Origin of the sequence: Chromohalobacter nigrandesensis, from assembly GCF_023061285.1 — a bacterium.
Classification (GTDB): domain Bacteria; phylum Pseudomonadota; class Gammaproteobacteria; order Pseudomonadales; family Halomonadaceae; genus Chromohalobacter; species Chromohalobacter nigrandesensis.
On record NZ_JAKGAM010000004.1, the window covers coordinates 119275 to 136899 of the forward strand.

Here is a 17625-nt window from a genome sequence, read left to right on the forward strand (position 1 = left end):
GGCAAGCATGGGGGTGTCCAACTCCAAAATTCGGCGCATCGTTTCCTCGTGACGGTGCGATCGATACCGTCACAAGGCGTATGTATGATGACCGCCATTATGTGCAGTCAAGAAAACCCTAAAGGGTGGAAAAGCCGATGTTTTAGGTCTCAATTGCAGATATGATGCAAGCCAGGTTGCTGATAGGGTTCATCAACGTATTCCAGAGCTGTTCGATCAGCGGAGAGGCGGAGAATAGTCATGAGTGCACCGGCCATTTCCCAGGCACTTCAGCAAATGCAGTCCATGGCCAATCAGGCGGGCCAGGCGCCTGGGACCCAGGTCAATACGTCGGTCGGCAGCGGTGGTTTTACCGGCGAATTGCATAGTGCGATTTCACGCATCAATAGCTTAAAGCAGAGCGCCAATACGCAGGCGGAAGCCTTTGAGGCGGGGGCTCCCGGCGTGGAGCTCAACGATGTGATGGTCGATATGCAAAAGGCGAGCATCGCCTTCGAAATGGGCAAGCAGGTGCGTAACCGCGTGGTGACTGCCTATAAAGATGTCATGAATATGCAGGTGTGACGTGCCTGTGGGCATGTATCGCTGATATCGCCTGCGGCACCGTCTTCCCCGACGGTGCGACGCATCGTTGCTCTTTTCGTGAGCCGGTGCCTACCTACCGATAATGCCGCAAGAAGCGCGCATCGATATAGCGCTTGAGCCGCAAGGCCAGGCGACCGCCTCGCCAGCGTTCCCCGTAAAGCGCCAATCCCTTGTCGTGCATGTCCACGATGGCCAGTGCCGTTGCCGGTGGGTGGTAGTCGCGTAGTGGCGTGCCATTCTGCAAGGCAATCAGGTTCTGCAATAGCACCGGGCCTTGACGGACACCTTCGATACCGCGTTTGGGAAGGCTGTGGTCGATCAGCGAGGCGCAGTCGCCGACGGCGAAGATTGTCGGGTGTTCTTCGCTTTGTAGCGTCGCCTTGATACGGATGCCGTTGTCGTCGAGTGCCAGTGGCAGGTCGGCGACGCAGTACGCGGGGCGCAATCCCGTGGCGAGAACGATGTCATCGGGCGAGACATCGAGGCTGTCGAGCCATCCGGCGCCGCCGTCGAGCACCACATCGGGGTACCAGTCGACGCCCAGACGCGCGAGTTGACGGCTGGCCCAGCGGGACGCGGCGTCCGGTGCGGCAGGCAAGAGGCGGGCGTGGCGCGTGACTAGCCGAATGTCGTTGGCGACCCCGAGGCGCTGGCTCAGTCCCGCCAGATTGGCAGCCATTTCCACGCCGGAAGGCCCGCCGCCGACCACGACCATATGCAAAGCCTGGCGTTGCCGTGCGGCATCGAGCACATGCTGGTACAGCGCGTCGAGGCGCTCGATGGGCTTGACGTGCCAGTAGCGTGTGTTTCCCCAACTGGGCACGGTCGCACCGCTCGGGGTTGGCGGGACGACGTCGCTGCCCACATTGAGTGAGAGTACGTCGAAGTCGATATGATGTCCGTCGGCCAGAAAGACATGCTTGGCGTGCACGTCGAGCGCCACGAAGGGTGCTGTGACATGCTCGATGCCATGGCGTGCGGAAAGGGCAGCCACGTCGAGGCTGCAGGCATCGCGCGGCGCACCGCCGAGCAGTCGTGCGGCCATGCCTGAATACCAGAAGCGCGTGGGGGCCACGAGCGTGATGCGATAGCCGGCGCGACGTAACGCGGTCGCGTGTTTCAGCAAGTGGAGGTGCGTGTGACCGGCACCCACCAGCACCAGATGCGTCGTCATGAAGGCGTGTTTCCTCGGGCCAGGCGGTTGTCGCGAGACACGTCGCGGCGACCATGCATTTCACTCTAGACGATATTGGCGCCGTGACGCATGACTTACTTTGCGCCAGCATCCCTGCCTTGCCAGGCGGAAAGCGAATACAGTGCTAGCCCCAACCAGATGAGCACGAAGGTCACGAGTTGCAGGGTGCCCAATGGCTCGCGAAAGATCAGCAGTGCGATCAAGAATTGCAGTGTGGGGTTGATATACATCAAGAATCCCACTGTCGACAGCCGCAGTCGCCGCGCGGCCCCGGCGAAGGCCAGCAATGGCAGAGCCGTCAGAGCACCGCTGGCGATCAGCAGCGTGGTGTTGTGCGCGGTATCCCCGAAATGGGATAGGCCGGCAATCTCGAACCAGGCGACGGCGAGCAAGCCGAGGGGCAGCAATATGAGTGTCTCGACGAACAGCCCCGAAAGGCCATCCAGGCTAATCTGTTTGCGCAATAGACCATAGGTACCGAAGCTTAGCGCAAGACAGATGCTGATCCACGGCAAGCCGCCTAGCCCCACCAGTTGAACGCCGATGGCGATGATGGCAATGGCCACGGCGGCGCCTTGCAGCCGCGACATGCGTTCGCGCAGCACCAGCATGCCCAGGGCCACATTGACCAGCGGTGTCATGAAATAACCCAGGCTGGCCTGGAGGACGTGGTGGGTTTCCACGGCGTAGATGTAAAGCCCCCAGTTGAAGCCAATGAGCAGGGCGCAGCCCAGCACGCGCCCCAGCAGGCGCGGCGCGCGCAAGGCGGCGTTGACCGGTTGCCAGCGTCCCAAAAGGGTGACGACCAGGGCCAGGAACAGGCACGCCCAGAGGATGCGGTGGGTGAGGATTTCCCAGGCGGGCACGCCTTCGAAAAGCGCGAAAAAGAGCGGAAAGCAGCCCCATAGCGTATAGGCGATCACGCCGAACGAAACGCCTTTGACCGCGTCTTTATCGGCGGCGGTCGTCGATGCGAAAGACGTGTCTTGCGGGGCGCGCTCTTTAGCGCTCTCTTTGGCACTTTCTCGAGCCATGGGGACCTCGGTATGGGCGGCAAAACGAATAGGCGAGCGCTAATCTAACATGGGAGATAAGGGACTTGCCGCCGCCCTGAGCTGGCCTTCAGACTGAATCATCAAACCGGGAGGTGTGTGATGAGTGAATTGCGTACGACCCTGGTGCAGGCCGACCTGCGCTGGGAAGATCCCCAAGCCAATTGCCGCATGCTCGAAGAGAGCCTGGGCACGCTCTCGGCGGACGATACGGACCTGATCGTGCTGCCGGAAATGTTCGCCACGGGGTTCACCATGAATTCCCGCGAGATGGCCGAGCCCATGGCGCAGAGCGCCACCGTCGGCTGGATGGTCGAACAAGCCCGCCAGCGTGGTTGCGTTGTGACCGGCAGCGTGGCTGTGGTCGAGGACGGCGAGTATTTCAATCGTCTGATCTGGGCGCGCCCGGATGGCGATATCACGCATTACGATAAGCGCCACCTGTTCCGCATGGCCGGCGAGCATGAGCGCTATGGCATGGGCAGTGAGCGTGTCATTGTCGAGCTCAAGGGCTTTCGCATCCTGTTGAGTGTCTGCTATGACCTGCGATTTCCCGTATGGCTGCGCCAGCAGCCCGCGCCGGGCGAGCATTTCGAGTATGATGCGCTGCTGTGCGTCGCCAACTGGCCCGCGCCCCGTCGTCAGCCTTGGCGGACCCTGCTACAGGCACGTGCCGTCGAAAACCTCTGCTATGTGATCGGCGTCAACCGCGTAGGGGAAGACGCCAAGGGGCTGGCGTACGCGGGCGATTCGATGCTCGTCGACTTCAAGGGCGAGCCCTTGATCGATGAGCCGCGCGACGCGCCTTTCATGCGCACCGATCGCCTGGATCGCCAGGCGCTGAGTGCGTTCCGTGACAAATTTCCGGCCTGGATGGACGCCGATCGTTTCCAGGTCGAGGAGTGAATTTCCTGCATGCGTCTCGACCGTTTTTTAAGTGAAAGTACCGAGCTGACGCGCTCGCTGGCCAAGAAAGCCCTGCACCGCGGCGAGGTCGAGGTGGATGGTGAAGTGATCAAGAATGCCGCCTTTAAACTCGATGACAAACAGGACGTACGCTGGATGGGGGCGCCGTTGGCCCTGGTCGGTGTGCGCTATCTGATGCTCAACAAGCCTACGGGCTATGAGTGCACGACACGGCCTGGACGCTATCCTTCGGTGGTCGAACTGCTGGATGTCACCAAGCGCGAGCGCCTGCACATCGCCGGGCGCCTGGATGTGGACACCACCGGGCTGGTGCTGATCACCGAAGACGGGCAATGGTCGCATCGACTGACATCCCCCAAGCGACGTTGTGACAAGCACTATCTGGTGACGCTGGCCCAGCCGCTGGCGGACGGGGCGGAAGATTCCCTGGCGGCGGGGTTGATGCTGGCAGGGGAAGACAAGCCGACATTGCCCGCGCGTCTCGAGCGACTGCCGACGCCGGCCGAAGACGAGAGGATTCAGGTGCGTCTGATCATTCAGGAAGGCCGCTACCATCAGATCAAGCGCATGTTCGCGGCGCTGGGTAACGAGGTCGTGGCACTGCATCGCGAACGGATCGGCGACATCGTCCTCGACTCAGCGTTAGCGCCGGGCGAGTGGCGAGAAATGACTGAGGTGGAAATCGCTTCCATCTAGTTTATACCGTTATCTATTTTAGCGCTTATCGCTTCTTAACCTGTCGAGCCCGCCACAAGTAGCTAAAAGGTCGTCAAATATCGAAATGCAGTCCCGAAGCGTCGAGGAGGCGCTTCGTATAGGGCGCCTGAGGCTGCTGAAGTAGCGTCTCACAGTCGCCTTGCTCGACGATCTCCCCGTCCTTGAGGACGACGATGCGGTGTGCCATGGCGCGCACCACGGCGAGGTCGTGGCTGATGAACAGGTAGCTAAGCCCGCGTCGTGCCTGGAGATCGCGCAGCAAGCCGATGAGCTGTTTTTGCACGCTGCGATCGAGCGCGGAGGTCGGTTCGTCGAGTACCACCAGATCGGGCTCGAGAATGATGGCGCGTGCCACGGCGATACGCTGGCGCTGGCCCCCCGAGAACTCGTGCGGATAGCGTGCCGCGCAATTCGCCGGCAGGCCGACTTCCTCGAGGGTGGTGGCGACCCGCTGCTCGACTTCCTCATCGCTGAGCTTGGGGTGATGGAAGCGCAACCCTTCGCTGACGATATCCATGACCGGCATGCGCGGCGAGAGCGAACCGTAAGGATCCTGGAAGACGACCTGAAAGCGACGTCGACGACGGCGTAACGCGTTGCCGCGTAACGCATCCAGACGTTCGCCATCGAAGACGATCTCGCCGTCAGCAGCGGTCAGACGTAGAAGCGCCAATGCCAGGGTCGTCTTGCCGGAGCCGGATTCCCCGACCAGGCCCAGGGTTTCACCGCGCGCCAGGGTGATATCCAGTGGTTGGACGGCTACGAACGGAGCGGGACGACGCCCGAACCAGGACTTGCTCCGCGCGAAGGAGACACCGAGGCGGTGTGCCTCGAGCAGCATCGTGCGAGACTCCGGCAGCGGCGCGGCGTGGCCTTCCGGGTTGGCGGCGAGCAGGTGCTGAGTATAAGCCGCGCGAGGGGCGTCGAAGACGCGTGTGACGCTACCGCTTTCGACCAGCCGGCCGTGCTGCATGACATGCACGCTGTCGGCATGGCGGCGCACCAGATTGAGGTCGTGGGTGATGAACAGCATGGCCATGCCATTGGCATCGCGTAACCGGGCCAGCAAGGCCAGGATTTCCTGTTGAACGGTGACATCGAGCGCCGTTGTCGGCTCATCGGCGATGAGCAGTCGTGGTGCGTTGGCGATGGCCATGGCGATCACCACGCGCTGACGTTGTCCGCCCGAAAGCTGATGGGGATGCGCCTCGAGCATTTCGTCGGGACGTGGCAACTGTACTTCTACGAGCAGTTCGCGGGCGCGCTGGCGGGCGTCACGGCCGCGCAGTCCTTGATGAAGACGTAGCGTTTCGCCGAGCTGCTTGCCGACCGTGTGCAAGGGGTTGAGCGAGGTCGTCGGCTCCTGGAAGACGAAGCCGACCTGGCCGCCGCGCAGCGTGTTCCAGCGCCGCGGCGATAGCCCTTCGAGGGATTGTCCGCAGAGCCGGCGTCCGCCCTCGACGCGCGCGCCGGGCGGCAGCAGATCGAGGGCGCCCAAGGCGGAGACCGACTTGCCAGAGCCCGATTCGCCAACCAGCGCCGCGGTTTCGCCACGCCGTATGGTCAGCGACAGGTCCTCGACGACGCGCATGTCGCCGAAGGCGATGCTCAGCGTATCGAGTTCGAAGACGACGTCGTCATTGGCCATGCGCGGTTCTCCCGGGTAGATCGTCGCTATCGGTGGAAGTCGACGGAGTGCTGCTGGGCACGTGGCGCGGGTCGAAGGCGTCACGCAATCCTTCGCCGATGAAGACCAGCAGCGAAAGCATGATCCCCAGGCTCAGGAAGGCCGTGATGCCGAGCCAAGGGGCCTGCAGATTGTTCTTGCCCTGGGCGACGAGTTCGCCCAGCGAGGGCGAGCCTGGCGGTAGGCCGAAGCCCAGGAAATCCAGCGCGGTGAGGGTGGTGATCGCGCCGGTGAACAGAAACGGGATGAAGGTCAGGGTGGCGACCATGGCGTTGGGCAGCACATGGCGCCACATGATCAGGCGCGATGGCAGTCCCATGGCGCGCGCCGCGCGCACGTACTCGAGGTTGCGTGCGCGCAGGAATTCGGCGCGCACGATGTCGACCAGCCCCAGCCAGGAAAACAGCAGCATGATGCCCAGCAGCCACCACAGGTTGGGCTGTACCAGGCTGGCGAGGATAATCAGCAGGAACAGCACCGGCATGCCCGACCAGATCTCGATGATGCGCTGGCCGATCAAGTCGACCTTACCGCCGAAATAGCCCTGTACGCCGCCGAACAACACGCCCAGCGCCATGGAGCCCAGCGTCAGTACCACGGCGAAGACCACCGACAAACGAAAGCCGTAGATCACCCGGGCGAAGACGTCGCGGCCATGGTCGTCGGTTCCCAGCCAGTGGCGTGCCGAAGGCGGTGAAGGGGCGGGCCCCTGCAGCTCGCGATCCAGCGTGTTATAGGAGAAGGGCACGGCCGGCCATAGCATCCAGCCCTGTGAGGCGATGCTTTCACGTACGGCGGGGTCGCGATAGTCGGCCGTCGTGGGGAAAAAGCCACCGAACTCGGTTTCGGGATAATCGAACACCACCGGGGCATACCATTGGCCCTGGTAGTGCATGACAATGGGCTTGTCGTTGGCGATTAGTTCCGCGCCCAGGCTGACGATCAGCAGCAGAGCGAAGGCCCACAGCGACCACCAGGCGCGCCGGTTGCCGCGGAAGATCTGCCAGCGGCGGCGAGCGATGGGAGACGGGTGTGCGCGTATGCGAAGTGTCATCATGCCTCCCGCGTCGCGAAGTCGATGCGCGGGTCGACCCACACATAGGTGAGGTCCGAGATCAGTTTGAGTACCAGCCCGATCAAGGTATAGAGATAAAGTGTGCCGAAGATGACCGGGTAATCGCGCTGCATGACGGCCTCGAAGCCGAGCAGGCCGAGGCCGTCGAGCGAGAAGATGACCTCGATCAGCAGCGACCCGGTGAAGAAGATGCCCACCAATGCCGAGGGAAGCCCCGCGATGATGATCAGCATGGCGTTGCGGAACACATGTCCGTAGAGCACGCGGCCCTCGCTGGCGCCCTTGGCACGCGCGGTGAGGACGTATTGTTTGTGGATTTCATCGAGGAAGCTGTTCTTGGTCAGCATGGTGAGCGTGGCGAAGCTGCCGATGGCCGAGGCCAGCACGGGCAGCGCGATGTGCCAGAAATAATCCTGGATCTTGCCCCACCACGACAGATCGGCGAAGTCGGGCGAGGTCAGCCCGCGCAGTGGAAACCAGTCCAGATAGCTGCCGCCGGCGAATACCACGATCAGGAAGATGGCGAACAGGAAGCCCGGCACAGCATATCCCACGATGATCAGCCCCGAGGTCCAGACATCGAAGCGCGAGCCGTGGCGCAGGGCCTTGCGTATACCGAGCGGTATCGAGATCGAGTACACCAGCAGCGTCGTCCAGAGTCCCAGCGAGATGGACACCGGGAGGCGTTCGACGATCAGGTCGATCACCGGCCGCCCGCGAAAGAAGCTATCGCCGAGATCGAAGGTGGCGTAATCGGCCAGCATGCCAAAGAAACGTTCCACGGGAGGCTTGTCGAAGCCGAATTGCTTCTCCAGTGCCGCTTCGAGACGTGGGTCGATGCCGCGCGCGTTGCGAGTGTCGCCGCTGGAGGTCTCGCCGCCGCCTTCCAGGCGCGTGCTGGCGTTGCTGTCCATGCCCTCGAAGCGCGCCAGCATTTGGTCGATGGGGCCGCCCGGCGCGACCTGCACGATCATGAAGTTGAGTAGCAGGATGCCCAACAGGGTGGGGATCATCAGTAGCAGGCGGCGTAGGACGTAGTTGGCCATGGTCGATATCCTTCCTTAGCGTTCGCCGCGTTGGCGTTGTTCTATCCGCGACGCACGCTGTGGATCGACCCACCAGCTCGATAGATCGAAGGTGTATTCGGGGAAGGGCTGGGGGTAGCCGAACTTGTCCCACAGCGCCACGCGGGTGCCGTCGAGGTGCCATTGAGGAATGACGTAGAAACCCCAGCGCAGCACCCGGTCGAGGGCGTGTGCGGTGGTGTCCAGCTCTTGCCGGCTGTCGGCGCGAATCAAGTTGTCGACGAGGTCGTCGATAGCGGGGTTCTGCAGCCCGATCAAGTTGCGGCTGCGCGGCGCGTCGGCGTAGTCGCTGGTCCAGAATTCACGCTGTTCGTTACCCGGATTGGCGGACTGCGGGAAACTGCCGAGGATCAGGTCGAAATCGAAGTTGCGCTGGCGCGTCAGGAACTGGTTGACGTCGACCACGCGCAGGTTGGCCTGAATACCGAGGCGCTCGAGGTTTTGGATCAGCGGCAGGGTCACGCGCTCGAACTGGGTGTCGTAGAGCAGAAATTCGAGGCGCAGCGGTCGCTGGGTCTCGCGGTTGATCAGGGTGCCGTCTTGGATTTCGTAGCCGGCGTCGCGCAGCAGCCCCAGTGCCTTCTTCAGGCGGGGTCGCAGCCCCTCGGGTCGGGGCGCGGGCAAGGGGGTGTCGAAGACATCCTGCGGTAAGCGGTCCCGGTAGGGCGCGAGTAACGCGCGTTCGGCGTCGCTGGGCAGGCCGCTGGCCTCCATCTCGGAGCTTTCGAAGTAGCTATCGGTTTCCTCGTAGGCGCCGTAGAAGAGATGCGTGTTGAGCCAGTCGAAGTCGGTGGCCAGGGTCAACGCTTGGCGCACGCGGCGATCCTGGAATTTCTCGCGCCGCAGGTTCATGACGAAGGCTTGCATCCCGGCGGGCTGTGCATCGGGGACGACCATGCGCTTGATGAAGCCTTCCTTGCGAGCGGGGGTGTCGTAAGCGGTGGCCCAGTTCTTGGCGCTGCTTTCGCGTCGCAGGTCGAGATTGCCGGCCTTGAAGGCCTCCAGCGCTACGGTCTGGTCCCGGTAGTAGTCGAAGACCAGACGGTCGATATTGTGACGGCCGCGGTTGATGGGCAGGTCGCGTCCCCAGTAGTCCTCGACGCGGCGATAGACGATACGGCGGCCTGGGGACAGGCTTTCGACTGCGTAGGGGCCGGACCCCAGCGGCTTATCCAGCGTCGGCGCGGCGAAATCGCGTGCGGCCCAATAGTGCTTGGGCAGCACCGGGAGCTGGCCGAGGATCAAGGGCAATTCACGTGAATTGTTGTCGCTGAATTCGAAACGCACGGTGTCGTCATCCAGCGCTTCGATCTTGTCGACATCAGCGTAGTAAGCGCGATAGAACGGCTGGCCTTCGTCTCGCAGCAGGCGAAAGCTGAATACCACGTCTTCTGCGGTCACGGGGTGGCCGTCGTGGAAACGCGCTTCCGGGCGCAGGTCGACTTCCATCCAGTGGCGGCCGGGGTCTAGGCGAATGCCCCCCGCCAGCAGCCCATACATGGTGAAGGGCTCATCGGCGCTGGCTTCCATCAAGGTGTCGTAGACGTGATTCAGGCCGTCGGCCGGATTGCCCTGGATGATGAAGGGGTTGGTCGAGTCGAAGCTACCCTGTGCGGCTTGCCGCAATTCGCCGCCCTTGGGGGCATCCGGATTGGTGTAGGGCAGGTGCGAGAAGTCATCGGGCAGCGCCGGCGCGTCGTAGAGCGAAATTCCCGCGACGGTTGGCACGTCGGCGGCCGGTAAGGCCAGCGCCGCGAGGCTAATCGCCCATAGGCAAGAACCCAGCAGCAAGTTGAAAGCGAACGAGGGCATCAACCGATTCCTTGAAGCAAGATGCGCAGAGGCTGGTGAAGCACCGGCCCGCTCGCTAGCCTACCCCAGCGGTGTCGCGCTGAGTAGAGGTATCGCTCAATGCGCTCAGCGCGAGGCCTGGCGCAAGGTCAGGCGTTGCCCGGGTTGCAGATAGGCGCTTCGATCAAGCTGGTTCCAGCGGGCCAGTGCGTCGACGCTGACATCATGGCGCGCGGCAATACGTGACAGGCTGTCGCCCGGTTTGACGGTCACTTCGCGGGTGGTGTCACGACTGGCCAAGCTGGCGGACTGACCAGTGGTCGGGATGATCAGTGATTGACCAATACGCAGCAAGTCGCCGTCGAGGCCATTCTGCTGACGTAGGACACCGACAGGAATGTCATGCCGCGCGGCGATGCCGGAGAGTGTATCGCCGCGTTTGACCACGTAATGCGCCTTGGGCTGACGCTTCTCGGCGGGCAGCGTATCGAGCTTGGCGAGAAAGCGCTGGCGGCTGTCGGCGGGAATTACCAACTTGGCATTCTGATTGGGGCGTGTCGCCTCGCGTCTAAGTGCCGGGTTCAGTTCGCGCAGGCGTTGCTCGCTGACCCCGGCGAGCCGCGCGGCATCGGTCAGCGCGAGTTGGCCTTTGGCTTGTACCTGAGCAATGGCGGGGCGATCGGGAATATCGGGCAGGGTGACCGAATAGCGTTGCGGGTCGGATACCACTGCCGCCAACGCCAGCAGCTTGGGAACATAATCCATGGTCTGCCCGGGTAGCGAGAGGTGCCAGTAATCGATGGGCTTGCCTTGGGCGGCGGCCTGCTCACGCGCACGATTGACCGTGCCCGCGCCAGCATTGTAAGCCGCCAGGGCAAGCTCGAGATCGCCGTCATACCACTGTGTGGCGAGTGTCTGCAGATAATCGAGCGCGGCCTTCGTCGAGGCCATGACATCCCGACGGCCGTCATACCACCAGGTATCGTTGAGCCCCATCGCCTCGCCGGTGCCCGGCATGAACTGCCATAGTCCTGCAGCGCCGCCGGCATGGGCGGCGGTGGGATCGTAGGCGCTCTCGATGAAGGGCAAAAGGGCCAGCTCGGTGGGCATGTCGCGCGCTTCGAGCTGCCGGGTGACCCAGCGTAACCAGGGGCGCGCATTCTGGGCCATGCTCGAGACGTATTGAGGGTGCACGGCAAAATAGTCGAGCCATTCCTTGACGCGCGGATTCTCGATGTCGTGGGGCAGGCCGAAGCCGGTTTTAAGGCGTGTCCAGGTATCGGCCTGTGCGGCGCTTTGAAGCTCCAGTGCTTGCCAGAAGGTCGTATGTTGCGCCGATGTAGCCGCGTCGTCGCCGGTCGGTGAGCCGCTGGCCGCTAGCGCGGGCAGGGGCAAGGTGGTCAGGAAAAGACCTCCCGCCAAGCCAAGGACTTGGCGGCGGGTCGATCGAACGTGCATGGGAAGCAAACCTCTCGAGGACTTAGACGGCAGCCGGTGATGGCGTTGCTAGAAACGGTTTTTCCATTCGCGCAACGTGGCGAAGGCACTGCTGGCGTCGTCGGCGTTACCTTGCTCGGCCACTGCGCTGAGCAGGCCGGGTTGGTCGATGCGCAAGAAGGGATTGATCTGGCGCTCGACGCCGATGTTGGTGGGTAGCGTGGGGCGCTCCAGCCGGCGTGCCTTTTCGCACTCTTCGAGATAGGCATCCCGCGTGGGGTTATCGGGCTCGGCCGCCTGAGAGAAGTGCAGGTTGGCCAGCGTATATTCGTGGCCCGCGAACACCATGGTGTCATCGGGCAATGCAGCAAGGCGCTCGAGCGAGCGTTGCATTTGCGCCGGCTCACCTTCGAACAAGCGCCCGCACCCGGCCGAGAACATCACGTCGCCGCAGAACAGTAGTCCCGGCGTTCCGGGGGCATAGAACGCGATATGGTCGAGCGTATGGCCAGGGACTGCGAAGACTTCGAAGCGCCGACCCTGCACGCGGAAGTCGTCGCCGTCGCCAACGACTTCTTCAACGGCGGGGATGGCCGAATTGTCAGGGCCTATCACGCGCGGCCCGTAGCGTTTGACCAGCGTTTCGATGCCGCCGGTGTGATCGTGATGATGGTGGGTGACCAGAATCGCCACCAGGTTCAGGTTTTCACGCTCCAGGTATTCGATGACGGGTTGCGCATCGCCGGGATCGACGATCGCTACCTTATCGCTGGCATCCTGACGGAGCAGCCAGATATAGTTGTCCTGGAACGCAGGAAGTGGAATCACGGTCAACATAATACGCTAGACCTCGGCAAACGTCGGAAACACGCCTGTCACGCCATGCGCGATGGCGGACGACAGCGTAAAATGCGATAACCTTGGGGGGAATGGGCCGTCGTGTCAAATTCGCATATGCCAATGACGCTGGCGCAAGCCGTCCGCGAGGGGCGCCGCTTCTGGGGCTCTGAAGACGGCGTTGCCTTATGGCAGGCACAGCGTGCGTGTCTGGGGCCGCTCTGTGAATCGCGCTTTGGCTCTCATAGCCTGCAGCTCGGCATGGCGTCGCGGTTGACCGATATGTGCCCTATTCGGCATGCGATGAGTTGGGCGCCGACGCGCGCCTTGGCTCAGGATGACGCCACCTTGGTGTGCGACCCCAGTGCCTTGCCGCTTGCCGATGAAAGCCTCGACCTCGTGCTGGTGCACCATCTGTTGGAGGTGATGCCCGACGCGCACCACCTGCTGCGTGAGGCAGCACGTGTCACGCGCGATGATGGCTTGCTGGTCATGATGGGTTGGAACCCCTTCGGTGCCGATGTTCTGGGGCATTTGTCTCCTGCCAGTCGGCGGCGTTGGCCTTGCAAGGGTCGCTGGCGACGCAGCGGCCGGCTGCGGGAGTGGTTGGCGTTTGTCGATTTCGAGATCGACCGCGTAGACTACTGCGGCTTTCGCCTGCCTGGCGGGCATGTTCATAACCTGGGGCTCGAAACGCTGGGGCGTCGCTATAACCTGCCCTTTGGGGAGTGCTATCTGATCGTGGCCCGGCGTAAGAAGATCCCTGTACAGCCGCTGCGTACCTCGCTGCGCCGCGATTCGATGACGGGCAGTTGGCTCGGCCCTGCCGCGCTTCATCGCGATCACAGCGCGCGCTCGGATCGCGCTACGCACGCCCACGACGATAGGATGGCCGAGGTTGACTGACACTCCCACTGTGGGCGACATGCCCCGCGTGACCATTTATACCGACGGCGCCTGTCGCGGTAACCCTGGCCCCGGCGGCTGGGGGGCGGTGCTGCGTTATGGGCAGCACGAGAAAACCCTCAATGGCGGCGAGGCCGAGACCACCAACAACCGCATGGAACTGACGGCCGCGATTCAGGCGCTGCGGATCTTGACGCGTTCCTGCGAAGTGGCGCTATGGACCGATTCCGAGTACCTGCGCAAGGGGATTACCCAGTGGGTCCATGGCTGGATCAAGCGTGGTTGGAAGACCGCCGCCAAGCAGCCGGTCAAGAACGCCGAGCTGTGGCGTGAACTACTCGAGGAAACTCAGCGCCATCGGATCGAATGGCACTGGGTCAAAGGACACAGTGGCCACGAAGGTAACGAACTGGCCGATACGCTCGCCAACGCCGCCACCGATGATGTTCAGGCGGCTCAGCGGCGGGCCATGGCAGGAGAAGAGTAAGCAATGCGTCAGATCGTACTGGACACCGAAACGACCGGTATCGACCCCAAGGAAGGCCATCGCTTGATCGAGATCGGGGCGGTGGAGGTGGTCAATCGCCGACTGACCGGCAACAACTTCCATCAATACATCAACCCCGAGCGCGATATCGAGCCCGAGGCCGTGGAGATACATGGTATCACCAATGAGCGCGTCGCCGACGAGCCGGTGTTCGCGGATGTCGCCGATGCCTTCTGGGAATACATCCGCGGCGCCGAGCTGGTGATCCACAACGCGGCGTTCGACGTCGGCTTCATCGATCACGAATTCGGCCTGCTGCATAACAAGCGTGGCGGGCCGCGGTTGGGGCCGGTCGCCGAGCACTGCGGTGTGCTCGATACGCTGGGCATGGCGCGCAAGCTGCACCCTGGGCAGCGCAATAGCCTGGATGCGCTGTGCAAGCGGTATGATATCGATAACGGTCGCCGGGTTCTCCACGGCGCGTTGCTGGATGCGGAAATTCTGTCCGATGTCTACCTGGCGATGACCGGGGGGCAGACGGCACTTTCGTTAGCCGGTGTCGAAGCTGCCGCTGGCGACGATGCGGAGAGGGAGAATAGCGTCAGCGGCATACGGCGTGTGGCGCGGGAAGGGCTGACGATAGCGGTGACGCAGCCTAGCGAAGCGGAATTGAGTGCCCATCGAGCCAAGCTCGATAGCATTCGCCAGGCGGCGGGCGAATGTCATTGGGATGCGTTGGACGAGGCGACGCAGGGGCCGTCATGACGACTACGTCGACACCGGCATTCGTGAGAGAGCTTCCCGGCGCGGAGACGCCGCCTTGGGGCTATTGGATTCGTTTCGGTGAAACGGGTATCGCGCCCGGCGAAGAGGGGGGGATTCTGCAGGCGCCCGGTGCCTGGCCGGAGCAGGCCATGCCGCTGGGAATGTGGCAAGGCTTGCCGGTTGCGATGGCGCACGAGAGTGGCGAGGCGAGCTGGCCTGCAGCGCGTGATTGGCTGGCGCGTTTGCCTGCTGCGCAGGGCGATCTACTGGCCACGGCGCTGCAGGTGTCCGCCTGGGCGCGTGATCATCGTTTTTGCGGGCGCTGCGGGACGCCGATGCAGCGTCTATCGCACGAGTTTGCCATGCAGTGCAAGGCTTGCGGTCATCGCAGCTATCCGCGCATCTCGCCGTGCATCATTACCCTGGTTACCCATGGGCAGGATCTGTTGCTGGCACGCAACGGGCGTTTCCCTGCGCGGCGTTATTCCACCCTGGCGGGGTTCATCGAGCCGGGGGAAACCGCCGAAAACGCCGTACGTCGTGAAGTTCACGAGGAAGTCGGCGTCGAGATCGGGCGAGTGCGTTTCTTTCGCAGCCAATCATGGCCGTTTCCGCATTCACTGATGCTGGGGTTCTTCGCCGAAGCGGCCAGCCGACGTATCCGCATCGATGGCGTGGAGATCGCCGATGCTGCCTGGTTCACGCCGCGCCATTTACCGGAGCTGCCCCCCAGCCATTCGATCTCGCGTCAATTGATCGAGACGCACCTCAGCGCGGTGGCGATGCGCTGAGAGACGTGATGGTGTGAAAAGGTGGCGAGGAATTAGCCGCTGGGGAACAGGCTAGTGAGCTTGGTGGCCAGCATGACATTACCGGCGGCCTTCAGTTTGCCGCTCATGAAGGCCTGCATACCGTTGATCTCGCCGCTCATCACGCCTCTCAGCGTTTCGGTGTCGGTGGTTAGGCTGACGGAAGGGTCGTCGTGCTCGCCTTGTTGAACGTCCAGGGTACCGTCCTGAACTTGAAGGTAATAGTCTTCTGCATCGCTGATATGAAACTGGAAAATATCATTCATGCCCCTGGCGGCGGCAGGATCGAAGCGCGACTGAAGTTTTTCGATGACGGTGCTGGCGTCGGCCATGATCGGTCACTCTATGGTGTTGATGGAAGCTCCCAGCCTATTTCAAACAAATGTTTCATACAAGGGCTGTATCGATTGTCATCCAAGCATGAGGAAGCGACGTGATTGAATGGATAGCGGAATACGCCCTGTTCGCCGCCAAACTGGCGACACTGGTCATCGCCCTGGGCGTACTGGTTGTGCTGGTGGTGTCCCTCAAGCAGCGCGCCAGCGGACAAGGCGAGGACAACCGTCTGCGCGTGGTGGCATTGAATGAACGTCAGCGGCGGCGACGTGAATCGCTGCGCTTGGCCGCCATGGCACCAGCACAGCGGCGGCGCGCACAGAAGGCGTTGCGCAAGCAGGAAAAGGCACGCCGAAAAGGGAAGAATGACACGCCTGACGAGGGGCCATCGCGGGTGTGGGTGCTCGATTTCGATGGCGATCTCAAGGCGTCGCGTACTCCACAGCTTGCAGAGCAGGTCTCGCTGTTGCTCGACGAATTGCAGGCCGAGGATGAAGTGGTCGTGCGTCTCACCTCGGGCGGCGGTCTGGTGCATTCCTACGGACTCGCCGCCGCCCAGCTCGACCGGCTACGTGATGCGGGGGCGCATCTTACCGTATGCGTCGACAAGGTCGCCGCCAGCGGCGGTTACATGATGGCCTGCTGTGCGCATCGCTTGATCGCGGCACCGTTCGCCGTTATCGGGTCGATCGGTGTGGTTGCGCAGGTGCCCAATGTACATCGCTTGCTCAAGAAGCACGATATCGATGTAGAGCTGCTCACGGCAGGGCGTTACAAGCGGACCTTGACCGTGTTCGGGGAAAATACCGACGAGGGTCGTGCCAAGTTTCTCGACGATTTGCAGGAAACGCATGATCTCTTCAAACGTTACGTCGGCGAACGGCGTCCGGCGCTGGATATCGACACGGTGGCGACCGGCGAAATCTGGTATGGCCGCCAGGCCCACGAGGATGGCTTGATCGATGAGATCGCTACCAGCGATGGCTATCTTGCGACGCGGATGAAGGAAGCTCGGGTCCTGCATGTGACACTAGAGCCGCGGCATTCGCTATTGCAGCGTGTCGGAGTAGGTGCCTCGATGGGGATCGAGCGTCTCGGGGATCGCGTCATGGAACGCTTGGAAGCCAGCGGTTGGCAGCGGCGCTGAGCCGCTGCCAGAGCTTTATTAGCGAGATTTGCCGTAGAGTGCGATCAGCGAATCGACCACCGTTCGGGCCTCATCGCCCGCGAGGGAGTAGTAGATGGTCTGCGAGGCGCGGCGTGTGACCACCAGGTTCTCGCGGCGCAGGATGGCCAGGTGCTGCGAGAGCGCCGACTGGCTGAGGTTGAGCTTGCGGTTCAGCTCGGTGACCGAAAGCTCTACGCCGTCGAGCAGGCACAGGATACGCAGGCGGTTTTCGTTGGCCATGGCCTTGAGCAGCATCGTGCCCTTGTCGATGGCGCCGTAACCGGCGTCGATCAGGGCGGAGGCAGGCTGGAGCTGGCGCATATTGTCTCTCCTAGATTGGGATTGCGATGGATTGCCGAGAGCGGGGGATGAAGCGCTCACGGCAAAGGGATGCTCTGTGTCGAATGACGGGCGTGTCCGGTGTATCCTTACGCCATTTGGACAAGCTGTCATTCCCTGTTACTCATTCTTGATTTAGCGAATCTTCAATAACTTCGCCAGCCCTGTCCAAGGTAGTCTTAAACGGTATTTAAACGATCAGGGTGGCTGGTTGCTTTTGCTAGCAATGCTGTGAGCACCTGAGATGATTCCAGTTTATTCATAAGGCATTGAAGTTACGCAGTTAGTTCCCATGGTTCATGGTGTCACAGCAGATGATGGGTGATCCACTGGCATCGGCCAGTGGCGTGTGCGCTGGTCGATATCGAGGAGACCCTTTACAATTCTACCGCTTTCGCCCGACGTCTTTCGCGTCGTCCTGCCTTGA

General features: G+C 62.3%; 18 protein-coding genes. 8 read left to right on the forward strand and 10 right to left on the reverse strand.

Annotation, left to right across the window (positions count from 1 at the left end):
• Positions 1-240: 240 nt before the first annotated feature.
• The gene (gene fliE, locus L1073_RS07365; protein WP_246898039.1) at positions 241-564 is read left to right on the forward strand and encodes a flagellar hook-basal body complex protein FliE; all 324 of its coding nucleotides are present in this window, start codon (positions 241-243) and stop codon (positions 562-564) included.
• A gap of 94 nt (positions 565-658) precedes the next feature.
• Here the strand turns inward: fliE and L1073_RS07370 are convergent, their stop codons facing one another.
• Both L1073_RS07370 and rarD read right to left on the reverse strand, forming a co-directional pair.
• Positions 659-1759 (reverse strand): NAD(P)/FAD-dependent oxidoreductase, encoded by a 1101-nt coding sequence (locus tag L1073_RS07370; protein ID WP_246898041.1) that lies wholly within the window; start codon positions 1757-1759, stop codon positions 659-661.
• A 95-nt stretch (positions 1760-1854) separates the two neighbouring features.
• Positions 1855-2814, reverse strand: a complete 960-nt coding sequence (gene rarD, locus L1073_RS07375) for an EamA family transporter RarD (protein WP_246898043.1) — start codon at positions 2812-2814, stop codon at positions 1855-1857.
• Positions 2815-2934: 120 nt separating this feature from the next.
• Here rarD and L1073_RS07380 point away from each other — a divergent pair, with 120 nt between their 5' ends.
• Positions 2935-3738 carry an amidohydrolase gene (locus tag L1073_RS07380; protein WP_246898045.1) on the forward strand — a complete coding sequence of 268 codons (804 nt, stop codon included), beginning with the start codon at positions 2935-2937 and terminating at the stop codon, positions 3736-3738.
• A gap of 9 nt (positions 3739-3747) precedes the next feature.
• On the forward strand, positions 3748-4455 hold the full coding sequence (gene rsuA / locus L1073_RS07385; protein ID WP_246898047.1) for a 16S rRNA pseudouridine(516) synthase RsuA: 708 nt from the start codon (positions 3748-3750) through the stop codon (positions 4453-4455).
• 73 nt (positions 4456-4528) lie between these two features.
• On the opposite strand, the gene L1073_RS07390 is transcribed toward rsuA, so the two are convergent.
• The 6 genes from L1073_RS07390 to gloB form a co-directional block, all read right to left on the reverse strand.
• A complete protein-coding gene (locus tag L1073_RS07390; RefSeq protein ID WP_246898048.1) occupies positions 4529-6124 on the reverse strand; it encodes an ABC transporter ATP-binding protein in 1596 nt (531 codons plus the stop codon).
• Positions 6114-7217 (reverse strand): ABC transporter permease, encoded by a 1104-nt coding sequence (locus tag L1073_RS07395; RefSeq protein WP_246898050.1) that lies wholly within the window; start codon positions 7215-7217, stop codon positions 6114-6116. Before L1073_RS07395 ends, L1073_RS07390 begins: the two co-directional genes overlap by 11 nt.
• A complete protein-coding gene (locus L1073_RS07400; RefSeq protein ID WP_246898051.1) occupies positions 7217-8284 on the reverse strand; it encodes a microcin C ABC transporter permease YejB in 1068 nt (355 codons plus the stop codon). Before L1073_RS07400 ends, L1073_RS07395 begins: the two co-directional genes overlap by 1 nt.
• Positions 8285-8299: 15 nt before the next feature.
• Positions 8300-10135, reverse strand: coding sequence for an extracellular solute-binding protein (locus L1073_RS07405; RefSeq protein ID WP_246898053.1), 1836 nt, complete (start codon positions 10133-10135; stop codon positions 8300-8302).
• 105 nt (positions 10136-10240) lie between these two features.
• Positions 10241-11572, reverse strand: coding sequence for a LysM peptidoglycan-binding domain-containing protein (locus tag L1073_RS07410; protein WP_246898054.1), 1332 nt, complete (start codon positions 11570-11572; stop codon positions 10241-10243).
• Between the two features lie 48 nt (positions 11573-11620).
• Positions 11621-12388, reverse strand: a complete 768-nt coding sequence (gene gloB / locus L1073_RS07415; protein WP_246898056.1) for a hydroxyacylglutathione hydrolase — start codon at positions 12386-12388, stop codon at positions 11621-11623.
• A 102-nt stretch (positions 12389-12490) separates the two neighbouring features.
• On the opposite strand from gloB, the gene L1073_RS07420 reads away from it, so the two are divergent.
• The 4 genes from L1073_RS07420 to nudC are packed head-to-tail and all read left to right on the forward strand — an operon-like array spanning position 12491 to position 15337.
• Positions 12491-13294, forward strand: coding sequence for a methyltransferase domain-containing protein (locus L1073_RS07420; protein ID WP_246898058.1), 804 nt, complete (start codon positions 12491-12493; stop codon positions 13292-13294).
• Positions 13295-13313: 19 nt separating this feature from the next.
• Positions 13314-13781: a ribonuclease HI gene (gene rnhA / locus L1073_RS07425; protein ID WP_246898294.1), complete on the forward strand. Its 468-nt coding sequence runs from the start codon at positions 13314-13316 to the stop codon at positions 13779-13781.
• Positions 13782-13784: 3 nt separating this feature from the next.
• Positions 13785-14546, forward strand: coding sequence for a DNA polymerase III subunit epsilon (gene dnaQ, locus L1073_RS07430; protein WP_246898060.1), 762 nt, complete (start codon positions 13785-13787; stop codon positions 14544-14546).
• Positions 14543-15337, forward strand: coding sequence for an NAD(+) diphosphatase (nudC, locus tag L1073_RS07435; RefSeq protein WP_246898062.1), 795 nt, complete (start codon positions 14543-14545; stop codon positions 15335-15337). The genes dnaQ and nudC overlap by 4 nt, the downstream gene beginning before the upstream one ends.
• Before the next feature lie 32 nt (positions 15338-15369).
• Here the strand turns inward: nudC and L1073_RS07440 are convergent, their stop codons facing one another.
• Positions 15370-15687 (reverse strand): SCP2 sterol-binding domain-containing protein, encoded by a 318-nt coding sequence (locus L1073_RS07440; RefSeq protein ID WP_246898064.1) that lies wholly within the window; start codon positions 15685-15687, stop codon positions 15370-15372.
• Positions 15688-15788: 101 nt separating this feature from the next.
• Between L1073_RS07440 and sohB the strand changes: the two genes are divergently transcribed.
• Positions 15789-16838, forward strand: a complete 1050-nt coding sequence (gene sohB, locus L1073_RS07445) for a protease SohB (protein ID WP_246898066.1) — start codon at positions 15789-15791, stop codon at positions 16836-16838.
• 18 nt (positions 16839-16856) lie between these two features.
• Here the strand turns inward: sohB and L1073_RS07450 are convergent, their stop codons facing one another.
• Complete coding sequence (locus L1073_RS07450; protein WP_246898068.1) at positions 16857-17180, reverse strand: ArsR/SmtB family transcription factor; 324 nt, start codon at positions 17178-17180, stop codon at positions 16857-16859.
• Positions 17181-17625 lie beyond the last annotated feature (445 nt).